This is a genomic window from Pseudomonas sp., from assembly GCF_050739935.1.
GTDB lineage: Bacteria > Pseudomonadota > Gammaproteobacteria > Pseudomonadales > Pseudomonadaceae > Aquipseudomonas.
Genome location: NZ_JBOICF010000022.1, coordinates 58,797 through 70,132, shown reverse-complemented (window position 1 = coordinate 70,132; position 11,336 = coordinate 58,797). Strand labels below are relative to the sequence as shown.

Below are 11,336 nucleotides of genomic sequence, written 5' to 3'. Positions count from 1 at the left end.
AACGGCGGCGTGTCGGCGAGGGAGACGTACCTGACACACCGCTGTTCGCCAGCAAGCCGGCTCCTACAGTTGATCGGGGACAGCCGGAAGGCTTACCGATTTACCAGCTTCGCTGGCAACGCCACGACCAACAGGCTGCTGAGCACCAGGCACCCGGCAAAGAACCACAGCGCACCTGCGCTGCTGCCAGTGACGTCGATGGCAATGCCCATCATCGAGTTACTGACCAACCCGGCAATGTTCGCCAGCGAGCAGGCCAACGCAAAACCCGTTGCAGCGGCACGGCCCTTGAGAAAGGTCGCGGGCAGACTGAAGAATACCGGCACTGCACCGATGATCGCCGCCGAGGCAATGGCGAACAGCGCAACGGTTGCCACTACGTTATGGGTGAAGAACGGGCTGGCGGCCATGGCCACGGCACCGATCCAGAACGGCACGATGATGTGCCAACGACGCTCACGGCGACGGTCGGAACTGGCGCCGATCATCAGCATGCCGATCAGCGCCGCCACACTGGGCAAGGCGGTCAGCACACCGATGTGGAAGGTGTCCGTGACCCCGGCATTCTTGATGAACGTCGGCATCCAGAAACCCATTGCGTAGGCACTGAGCAGGATCGAGAAATCGATACCGCCAAGCATCCAGACTTTCAGATTGAAGAAGCCGTCGCGGAAACTGTGCTTGCTGTCCTTGCCTTCGGCATCGTCCAGATGCAGCTCGCCTTCGAGCAGGGTCTGTTCGGTGCTGTTGAGCCACTTGGCGTCTTTTGGCGCGTTCGGCAGCGCCCAGAAGGTCAGCACGCCAAGCAGCACACTGGGCACCCCTTCGATCAGGAACAACCACTGCCAGCCGCGCAGCCCGGCCGCCTGATCGAAATGCCCCATGATCCAGCCCGACAGCGGGCCGCCGATGACGCTGGACAGCGGCAGGCCGATCATGAACAGCGCGATGATGCGACCACGTCGATAGGTCGGGAACCAGGTGGTCAGGTAGAACAGCACCCCCGGCAGGAAGCCCGCTTCGGCAGCGCCGAGGAAAAAACGCAGCACGTAGAACTGCATCGGTGTGCTGACGAACAGCGTGCAGGCGGATAGCAGCCCCCAGGTGATCATGATCCGGGCGATCCAGATCTTCGCCCCGACTTTCTCCAACACCAGGTTGCTCGGGACTTCGAACAGGATATAGCCGACGAAAAACAGTCCGGCGCCGAGACCGAACGCGGTTTCGCTGAAGTGCAGCTGGTCGAGCATCTGCAGTTTGGCGAAGCCGATGTTGATGCGGTCCAGGTACGCCGCAAGGTAGCAGAAACACAGGAATGGAATGAGCTTCCAGGTGATCTTGTGGTAGAGCGCTTTGATTGGGTCAGCGGCGTCTGTCGCGACGGTTTCTACATTCGCAGAGGGCATGGGTGTCTCCTGGCGGTTCTTCGACCGGCTGAGCGCGATTGCGGCTGATCTTGCCTGCGTTCGCTACATTCTCATACGGCCTGTTGTGGTTTTTGTTTGCCGCACATCAAGTACTTTGGCGAGCACCGGATGGCGACTTCCAAAGGCAGTGTCAGAAGACTGGCTGTGTCTTGCCTATTCAGGGCGGCGACGTGTCCAGTAGTAAGCAAGCTGTATGCAAGACCAGAACTCTATGGCTTGGTTCTAACGACGTAAGCGCCGTTTCTTCAGGTGTTTCATCCGTTGTGGTTCATCTGCCGTTCGCCATCCTTCTGTGGGAGCGAATTCATTCGCGATGCCGTAGTGCAGACGACAGAAGTGCGTCGGATGTACCGCCGTATCGCGAATGAATTCGCTCCCACAGGGGGTGTGTCGAGCCTGGCGGTTTTCAGTCATGTATCGCGCCGGTTGTGGCCTCAGTTGCCAGTTGCCAGTTGCCAGTTGTCACTTGTCACTTGAAACCGCTTCATCGCTTTGTCCCTTGCTCAGTGATTCATCTGCCGTTCGCCATCCTTCTGTGGGAGCGAATTCATTCGCGATGGGGCGTTCAGGCAACACATCTCTGTCGACCGTGCCGTCGTATCGCGAATGAATTCGCTCCCACAGGGGGTGTGTCGAGCCTGGCGGTTTTCAGTCATGTCTCGCGCCGGTCATGGCTTCAGTTGCCAGTTTTTCACTTGCCGCCTGAAACCGCTTCATCGCTTCGTGCTTGCTCACGACATCCCCGTACTTGCTGTCGATGTCGAACAGATTCGCCTCATGGGGATCTGGATGCCGATCACCGACGCATTCGCGCACGACGATGGTGCGAAAACCATGCTGCACCGCGTCCACCGCCGTCGCCCGAATGCAACCGCTGGTGGAACAGCCGGCCAACACCACGGTATCGATGCCTTGCGCATGCAGCATCGAGGCCAGCGAGGTGCCGAAGAACGAGCTGGCGTATTGCTTGCTGATCACCACTTCTTCCGGCAACGGCAGCACTTCCTTACAGAAGGCCGCCTGTGGATTGCCCTCGACCATGTCCTTCATCACCGGCGCCTTTTTTACCCAGATTCCGCCGTCGGCAAAATGCGTCGGGTGATAGCGGATGTTGGTGTGCACCACCGGGATACCATGCTGCCTCGCACTGGCCAGCAGCTCGACGCTTTCGGCCACGGCGCTGACCACACCCGGCGCAAAAAGCGGTGCGCCGGGTTGGGTGTAGCCCTGCATGAAATCGATCATCAGCAGCGCCGGTTTCTGCCCGAAGCCGATGCGATTGCCCCAGACGCCCTGATAGTTGGCGTCGGCGCTCTGTTGTTCACTCATCCCGTTCTCCTTTGGAAACCACGGCTTGAAAGCTGAAACCCGATTTTGTGGCGGGTGACGTTCTGGTAGGAGCCGGCTTGCTGGCGAACAGCGGTGTATCAGTGAGGCAGATGTAACTGACACACCGCGGTTCGCCAGCAAGCTGGCTCCTACAGAAATCGGCGCTAGCTCAACCGCGTGCCGAGGAAATCACCAAACGCCGCAAAGAATCCCGGCAGGTTGTCCCACGGAATCATGTGGCCGGCATCTTCCACGCGATTAATCAGAATCTCCGGTTGCAGCTGTCGGATCTCCGCTTCGTCTTCTGCCTGAATCACCCCGCCACGGGTGGCGACGATGAGCAGGGCAGGGACCGGCAAGTTCGGCAGGTCCTGATGGAAGTCCTCCTCATGGAAATCGGTGAAGGCGCGCACGATGGCCGGCTCGAAGCAGGTGTGCAGCCATTCGGCGCGCAGTTGCAGTTGCTCTTCGGTCCAGGTTGGGCAGAAGGCGCGCATGTCGTCCGCGCTCATGCCGCTTTGCGACTGCCGGATCGAATCGACATACCACGGCAGTTTCGACGGGTATTCACGACGACCAGGGCCGGACACCGGCGGGTCGATCAGCACCAGGCTTTTCAGGCCCTGAGCGTTGCGCACCGAAGACCGGACAGCGAAGCGCGCGCCCATGGAATGGCCCACCAGGTGATAGCTGTCGATCCCCATGGCGGTGGCAAAGGCGCTGATGTCATCGGCGCAGGTGTCGACGCTGTAGTCCAGATCCGGCCCGGTGGAGGACAGCCCGCGACCACGGGCATCGAGTACATACGTGTCGAAATACCGACCCAAATGTTCCGCGACGAAGCCCCAGGTGATCGCCGGGCTGGTAATGCCCGGGATCAGGATCAACGCCGGTTTGTCGGCATGTCTGGTCCCGCCGTAGCGCAGGTAATGCTGACGAATGCCGTTGGTCGCTACGTTGCCGCCGTGGACGAAAGTATTCACGCGGCCACCCCCGATTTCAGCTGCTGGGCATAGAGGTCATAGCCGTAGACCCAGGCCGGATCTTCCTGGGTGCGCAACCAGGTGTTGGCGTTGGACACGGCCTGCACCCGCGAGGCGCGCTCCTTGCGGTTGGCTTCATAGAGTTCGAACGCGGTGCGGTAATCGGTCAGACCGGTTTCCTGAAGGCAGCGAGTCAACATCGCGGCGTCTTCGATGGCCATGCCCGCGCCTTGGGCCATGTGCGGTTTCATCGGGTGGCAGGCATCGCCCAGCAGCACCAGACGACCCCGGCTCCACAGCGGCAGCGGATTGCGATTGAGCAGTGGCCACTTGGTCACGCTTTCGGTGGACTCGATCAGGGCCTGCACGGTGGGGTGATAACCGGCGAAGGCTTCGTACATCTCATCGCGGCTGCTATCGACCCAGTTGCCTTGGAAATCCCATGCCGCATGAGGTACGCCAGTGACGTAGTAGTACTCATCGCGCTTGCCGGTGGTGTGGTAGACCATCATGTGACGGTCCTCGCTCCACCACTTCACGCAGTTCTCGAAGTCCAGGTTGTATTTGCTCAGTACCTCGCTGCGGATCAAGGCGCGATGAGCAACCCAGCCGCTGTACAAAGGTTTCTCCTGGCCCAGCAGCTCTTCACGGATTTTTGAATTGATGCCGTCGGCGCCGATCACGATGTCGGCGTCGGCGTGAGTGCCGTCGGCGAAGTTCAGGCGCACGCCATTGTCGCGTTCTTCAAGGGTGGTCAGGCATTTGCTGAAGTGCACGCTGCCGGGGGCCAGGGTCGACATCTGCAGCGCATGCAGGTCACCGCGGTGCACGGTGATGTACGCCGCGCCGTATTCCTTGAGCGAGAACTCGCCCAATGCGATGCGCGACAAGTAGTCACCGGTGGCGCCATCGCGACTGAACCAGAAGTCCGGGTGCGAGCCCATGTCGCTCAGCTGCTGTTCGATGCCCATGCGGCGAAAGATTTTCATGATGTTAGGGCCCATATGGATCCCCGCACCGATGCGCGAAAACTCTGGGGCCTGCTCATAGACATCGACCTTGAAGCCGGCCCGCTGCAACAGCGTGGCGGCAGCAGCACCACCCAGACCGGCTCCGACGATGGCGATTTTTTGCGAAATGGACGTAGCTGGCATGGCGCGCTTCCTTCGTGTTTCGTGAATCTCTGAGAGTGTGTGACGAATACTGATCGTCTCCACAGTGCGTTTTTAAAGTGTATACGCTTAATTTTTGAAATGTGAATAGGTATTTCAAAAAAATACGCCAGGCCGTCGCAAATAGACATGTCACCCTTTGTAACCAGTCAAATAAGGGTTTTGTGTGTATAGGTAACGAAGTGGCGCGCCTATTGCAGACTTCCACTATTTGATGTCTTATCACCTTTTATTAGCGTGTACGCTTTAAAAACTGCACTAATGTGAAGCGTGACGCCTTTCAATGGTGCGTTCCGCCCAGGCTGGATGACGAGGAGCCAAGTGATGCCGGTTAGCGATTGCGAATTGACCCAAATGTTCGAGCACGTGCTGAAACTGTCGAAAGTCGACACGACTCAGAGCGTCGCAGTGCTCAAGAGCCACTACTCCGATGCGCGCACCGTGCGTGCCGCGATGGATGCCGCACAGCGTCTGGGGGCGAAGGTATATGCGGTAGAGTTGCCGTCGTTCAATCACCCCAAGGCCATGGGCAACGACATGACCGCCTACTGCGGCGACACGGCGCTTACCGGCAACATTGCCGCGCAACGCGCGCTGGAAGCGGCGGATCTGATCATCGACACCATGATGCTGCTGCATTCGCCTGAACAGGAGCAGATCCTCAAGACGGGAACGCGGATTCTGCTGGCGGTCGAGCCGCCGGAAGTGCTGGCGCGCATGCTGCCGAGCGTGGCCGACAAGGAGCGGGTGCTGGCGGCCGAGCAGATGTTGAAGGCGGCGCGTTCGATTCATGTGAAGTCCCGCGCAGGCAGCGATTTCCGTGCGCGGTTGGGGCAGTACCCTTCGGTCACCGAGTATGGTTTTGCCGACGAACCGGGGCGTTGGGACCACTGGCCCAGCGGCTTTCTGTTCTCCTGGCCGAACGAGGAAACCGCCGAGGGCACGCTGGTGATCGATGTCGGGGATATCGTGCTGCCATTCAAGACGTACTCCCGCGAGCAGATCACGCTGGAGATCGAAAAGGGCTTCATCACCAACATTCACGGCGGATTCGAGGCCGAATACCTGCGCGATTACATGAAGTATTTCAACGACCCCGAGGTGTATGGCATCTCCCACATCGGCTGGGGTCTGCAGCCGCGTGCGCAGTGGACCGCCATGGGCCTGCACGACAAGAACGACGGCATGTGCATGGATGCCAGGGCGTTTTACGGCAATTTCCTGTTCTCTACCGGGCCGAACACCGAAGTCGGCGGCACGCGCAAGACGCCGTGCCACCTGGATATCCCGCTGCGCCATTGCGATATCTATCTGGATGATCAGGCCGTGGTGCTGGGTGGTGATGTGGTGGCGCCAGAGGCTTCCAAAGCCTGACGCTTTTTTCCTTCAGCTCCCGGAAATACACCCTGTGGGAGCGAATTCATTCGCGATGCCGTAGTGCATACGACAGAAGTGCGTCGGATGTACCGCCGCCTCGCGAATGAATTCGCTCCCACAGTTCTGATCCGCAGTGCTCTAGAGACTCCCCTTAACCCTGCGCAAGCGTTAATGTACCCACCACTCTCTACCGCCCGCCGAACGAGCCATCCGTGTCCACTGATAAACCTTCCAAAACCCCCGCGTCGTACACTTTTTCCGAGCAGGTCGGCCACTTACTGCGCAAGGCTTACCAGCGTCATCTGGCGATCTTTCAGCAGAATGTTGGCGACTCGCAGCTTACGGCGGTGCAGTTCGTAACCCTCTGCGCGCTGCGCGACCACGGCCCCAGTTCGCAAACCGAGTTGGTCAAGGCCACAGCGGTGGATCAGGCGACCATTCGCGGTATCGTCGACCGGCTCAAGGCCCGCGACCTGATCAGCCTGGACCCCGACCCGCAGGATCGACGCAAGGTCATCTGCAGCCTGACGGACAGCGGCCTCCAATTGGTGCAGGAAACCGTTCCTCGCGCCGCGCAGATCACTGAACTCACCCTCAGCAATCTGAATCCCGCCGAACGCGTGGCGGTGTTGTTTTTGCTGCGAAAATTGATCGAAGAGCCGGAAGAGTAAGGCGCTCACGAATCCCTTGTGGGAGCGAATTCATCCGCGATTGGGCCAGTGCCTCCTACGCATCTCTGACGTCTGATAAATCTTTCGAGAATGAATTCGCTCTCAGTTTGATCTCCATTCCGGCACGACCGACTTCCTCTTCCTACGTCCCACCCCGCACTGGCACGCTTCCTGCTCTCTTTTCATGAAGTAATTACTTCACCAAAAGCCCGAGACGGTTGGTAACAGATGGGGAACGCGATATGAGCGAGCAGCAGGTAACGGGCGAGACGACCGTGACGCTACAGGTCAACGGTCGAATCTCGTCCGTGACGGCCATGGCGGAGACCCCGCTGCTATTGATCCTGCGCAACGACTTGCAGCTCAACGGCCCGAAATACGGCTGCGGCCTGGGGGAGTGCGGCGCCTGTACGGTGATCATCGACGGGGTGGCGGCACGCTCTTGCGTGTTTCCACTGGCCGGTGCCGAGGGACGTGAAATCACCACGCTGGAGGGCATCGGCTCCCGCGAGTACCCGCACCCGGTGCAGCAGGCATTCATCGACGAGCAGGCCGCGCAATGCGGTTACTGCATGAACGGCATGATCATGACCGCCAAGGCCTTACTCGACCGCAACCCACATCCCACCGAAGCGCAGATCCGCAACGAACTCTCGGCCAACCTCTGCCGCTGCGGCACCCACATCGAAATTCTTCGCGCGGTCATGCGGGCCGCCCGTCATCAGCTTTGAACGGAGCGACTCTTTTGACTGCGCCAATGACACCTCCCCAGGCAAAGCCCACGCCCACTCGCGATCATCTATTGGCCAAGAACGGCGTGCTGCTGATCGTCGATGACATCCTGCCGCCGTCCGGCCCGGTCGCCAAAGGCGGCACGCCCACCGTCAAGCCCAAGGAATTGGGGCTGTTCATCGCCATCGATCAGGACAACACGGTCTACGCCTTCAACGGTCACGTGGATCTCGGCACTGGCATTCGTACTTCGCTTGCGCAGATCGTCGCCGAAGAACTTGATCTGCGGATGGATCAGGTCTCCATGATCCTCGGTGACACCGAGCGTGCGCCGAATCAGGGCGCGACCATCGCCAGCGCCACCTTGCAGATTTCCGCGATCCCCTTGCGCAACGCTGCCGCCGAGGCCCGCCGCTATCTGTTGCAGGCCGCGGCGCAACGCTGGGAGGTCAGGCCGGAAACGTTGGTGATCGAAAGCGGGGTGATCAAAGCGCAAGACGGTCGAACCTGCCGATTCGGCGAATTGCTGCTCGACCAGCACATCGAGCTGAGGATTTCCGGCGACGCACCGCTCAAGCGCCTGGAAGATTACAAGCTGGTGGGGACCGTCGCCGCGCGGGTCGACATTCCGGGCAAGGCCACCGGGGAGTTGACCTACGTCCACGACATGCGTCTGCCGGACATGCTGCACGGTCGAGTGATCCGCCCGCCTTACGCCGGCTACGACACAGGCGAGTTCGTAGGCACCAGCCTGCTGGAGGTCGATGAATCGTCCATCGCTCACATCCCTGGCATCGTGCGTGTGGTGGTGATCCGCGATTTCATCGGCGTGGTGGCGATGCGCGAAGAGCAGGCGGCCAGGGCTGCCAAGGAGCTGAAAGTCACCTGGAAGCCCTGGCAGCATCAATTGCCCGACATGAGCGATGTCGAACAGGCCATTCGCGATAATCCCAAGGTGCAGCGCGTAGTGTTGGACAAGGGCAACGTCGACGAAGCATTGGCCGCTGCCAGCGAACGGATGACCCGCACTTATCTCTGGCCCTATCAGATCCATGGATCGATCGGACCCTCCTGCGGGCTTGCGGACTACCGCGAGGAAGGCATCCGGGTCTGGTCCGGCACGCAGAATCCACACATGTTGCGGGCGGATCTGGCGTGGTTGCTGGAATATCCCGAAGAACAGATCGAAATTATCCGCATGGAAGCAGCCGGTTGTTATGGTCGCAACTGCGCAGACGATGTGTGTGCCGATGCGGTGCTGCTGTCGCGTGCGGTAGGACGCCCGGTTCGGGTGCAACTGACCCGCGAGCAAGAGCATGCCTGGGAGCCCAAGGGCACGGCGCAATTGATGGAAGTCGACGGCGGCCTCAACGCGGAAGGTGGCGTGGCCGGGTACGACTTCACCACCAGTTACCCCTCCAACAACTCGCCCACTCTGGCGCTCCTGCTGACCGGGCGAGTCGATCCGGTCGCTGTGATGTTCGAAATGGGCGACCGCACGTCGATCCCGCCCTACGACATCGAACACATGCGCGTGACCATCAACGATATGGCGCCGATCGTGCGCGCATCATGGATGCGCGGCGTGTCGGCGCTGCCCAACACCTTCGCCCATGAGTCCTACATCGACGAACTGGCCTTTGCCGCAGGCGTGGATCCGGTGGAATATCGCCTGCGCTATCTGCACGATGACCGCGCTTCGGAACTGGTCAAGGCCACCGCGGCCCGCGCCGACTGGACGCCGCGTATCCAACCCATGCAGATCCCGGAAGAAGACGGGGTGCTGCGCGGTCGCGGGTTCGCCTATGCGCGCTACATCCACAGCAAGTTTCCCGGCTTCGGTGCGGCCTGGGCGGCCTGGGTCGCGGATGTGGCGGTGGACAAGCACACCGGCGATGTCTCGGTGACGCGGGTGGTGATCGGCCATGACGCGGGGATGATGGTCAATCCGGCGGGGGTGCAGCACCAGATTCACGGCAATGTGATTCAGTCCACCAGCCGCGTGCTGAAGGAGCGGGTCACTTTCGAGGAATCGACCATTGCCAGCAAGGAGTGGGGCGGATATCCAATCCTGACTTTCCCGGAGGTGCCCAAGGTCGACGTGATGATGATGCCGCGCCAGGCCGAACCGCCGATGGGGGCCGGGGAGTCGGCATCCGTGCCGAGTGCAGCGGCCATCGCCAATGCCATTTATGACGCCACCGGCATTCGTTTCCGTGAATTGCCGATCACGGCGGAGCGAGTGTTGGCGGCCCTGAAAAACGCGGGGGATGAAGCCAACTGCAATCCCCCCGAATCGCCTAAAGCCAAGCGCTCGAAATGGCTGTTTGGTTCGCTGTTCGCGGCGTTCGGCGCTGTATTGGGGGTGGCGGCGACTGCATTGCCCTGGCGTGCGGAGATCGCACCGATTGCGCCGCCGAGTTCGGGCACCTGGTCCGCCGCGACACTGGAGCGAGGTCGGCTGTTGGCGTCGGCGGGGGATTGCGCGGTCTGCCACACCGCGCCTGGCGGTGTAAGCAATGCGGGCGGTCTGGCGATGCAGACGCCATTCGGCACCTTATATAGCAGCAACATCACGCCGGACCCCGAGACCGGCATCGGCAATTGGTCGTATCCGGCGTTCGAACGGGCGATGCGTGACGGTATCAGTCGCGATGGCAAACACCTTTATCCGGCATTTCCGTACACCGCTTTTCGAAACATCGACGATGCCGACATGCAGGCGCTGTACGCCTACTTGATGTCGCAAGCGCCGGTGAAGCAGCTACAGCCGGCCAACGACATGCGGTTTCCGTTCAACATGCGGCCTTTGATGGCGGGCTGGAATGCGCTGTTTCTGCGCAAGGGTGAGGTGCAGGCGCAGCCACAGCAAAGCGCGCAATGGAATCGCGGGCAGTATCTGGTCAACGGACTGGGGCATTGTGCGGCCTGTCATTCGCCGCGCAACCTGATGGGCGCGGAGAAGGGCGGCGCGGCGTTTCTGGCGGGAGGCATGGTCGACGGCTGGGAGGCTCCGGCGCTCAACAGCTTGTCGAAATCGCCAACGCCCTGGACCGAGGATCAGCTGTTCAGCTACCTGAGCACGGGTTATTCCGATGCCCATGGCGTGGCGGCAGGCCCGATGGGGCCGGTGGTCTCAGAGCTGGCGAAACTGTCGAAAACGGATGTGCGGGCGATGGCTGTGTACCTGGCGTCGTTGAATGGGACGGCTGAGGCGGGTTCATTAACAACGACCACAGCATCTGCGCCGAAACCTGTAATGCAACCCAGCGTGTCGGCGCAGTCATTGAGCAATGGCCAGCGGGTGTTCGAGGGCTCGTGTCAGGGCTGTCACGCCGATGGTATGGGGCCGAAACTGTTCGGTGTCAGCCCGTCACTGGCGAGCAATACCAACGTCCACAGCGCCATGCCGGACAATCTGATCAAAGTGATTCAGCAAGGGATTTCCAACCCCGCCACACGGGATCTGGGGTACATGCCGGGGTTTAAGGACAGCCTCTCGGATACGCAGATCAGCGACCTGGCCGCCTATCTGCGCAGCCGTTTCGCACCGAACGAACCGCAGTGGACGGGATTGCAGGAGAAGGTCGCGTACCTTAAGGCAAATCCCGGCACGCATTAGCATCGCGTGATCCGTGATCGTTC

8 protein-coding genes are annotated in these 11,336 nt (G+C 60.5%); 4 read left to right on the top strand and 4 right to left on the bottom strand.

The window, feature by feature from the left end; all coding sequences use genetic code 11:
- Positions 1-92 precede the first annotated feature (92 nt).
- From ACRER8_RS03120 to ACRER8_RS03105, 4 genes are all read right to left on the bottom strand, one after another.
- Positions 93-1,406 (bottom strand): MFS transporter, encoded by a 1,314-nt coding sequence (locus tag ACRER8_RS03120; protein ID WP_431744892.1) that lies wholly within the window; start codon positions 1,404-1,406, stop codon positions 93-95.
- A gap of 669 nt (positions 1,407-2,075) precedes the next feature.
- Positions 2,076-2,756, bottom strand: a complete 681-nt coding sequence (locus tag ACRER8_RS03115) for an N-carbamoylsarcosine amidohydrolase (protein WP_431744891.1) — start codon at positions 2,754-2,756, stop codon at positions 2,076-2,078.
- A 164-nt stretch (positions 2,757-2,920) separates the two neighbouring features.
- The gene (locus tag ACRER8_RS03110) at positions 2,921-3,739 is read right to left on the bottom strand and encodes an alpha/beta fold hydrolase (protein ID WP_431744890.1); all 819 of its coding nucleotides are present in this window, start codon (positions 3,737-3,739) and stop codon (positions 2,921-2,923) included.
- On the bottom strand, positions 3,736-4,893 hold the full coding sequence (locus tag ACRER8_RS03105) for an FAD-dependent monooxygenase (RefSeq protein WP_431744889.1): 1,158 nt from the start codon (positions 4,891-4,893) through the stop codon (positions 3,736-3,738). Before ACRER8_RS03105 ends, ACRER8_RS03110 begins: the two co-directional genes overlap by 4 nt.
- Before the next feature lie 342 nt (positions 4,894-5,235).
- Between ACRER8_RS03105 and ACRER8_RS03100 the strand changes: the two genes are divergently transcribed.
- The 4 genes from ACRER8_RS03100 to ACRER8_RS03085 all read left to right on the top strand — a co-directional run bounded on the left by ACRER8_RS03100 (position 5,236) and on the right by ACRER8_RS03085 (position 11,313).
- Entirely contained in the window at positions 5,236-6,285 is a 1,050-nt protein-coding gene (locus ACRER8_RS03100; RefSeq protein WP_431744888.1) for a 2,5-dihydroxypyridine 5,6-dioxygenase, read from the top strand.
- Between the two features lie 215 nt (positions 6,286-6,500).
- Entirely contained in the window at positions 6,501-6,959 is a 459-nt protein-coding gene (locus ACRER8_RS03095) for a MarR family winged helix-turn-helix transcriptional regulator (RefSeq protein WP_431744887.1), read from the top strand.
- A gap of 242 nt (positions 6,960-7,201) precedes the next feature.
- On the top strand, positions 7,202-7,690 hold the full coding sequence (locus tag ACRER8_RS03090) for a (2Fe-2S)-binding protein (RefSeq protein ID WP_431744886.1): 489 nt from the start codon (positions 7,202-7,204) through the stop codon (positions 7,688-7,690).
- 26 nt (positions 7,691-7,716) lie between these two features.
- Positions 7,717-11,313 (top strand): molybdopterin cofactor-binding domain-containing protein, encoded by a 3,597-nt coding sequence (locus ACRER8_RS03085; RefSeq protein ID WP_431744970.1) that lies wholly within the window; start codon positions 7,717-7,719, stop codon positions 11,311-11,313.
- The last annotated feature ends 23 nt before the right edge of the window (positions 11,314-11,336 follow it).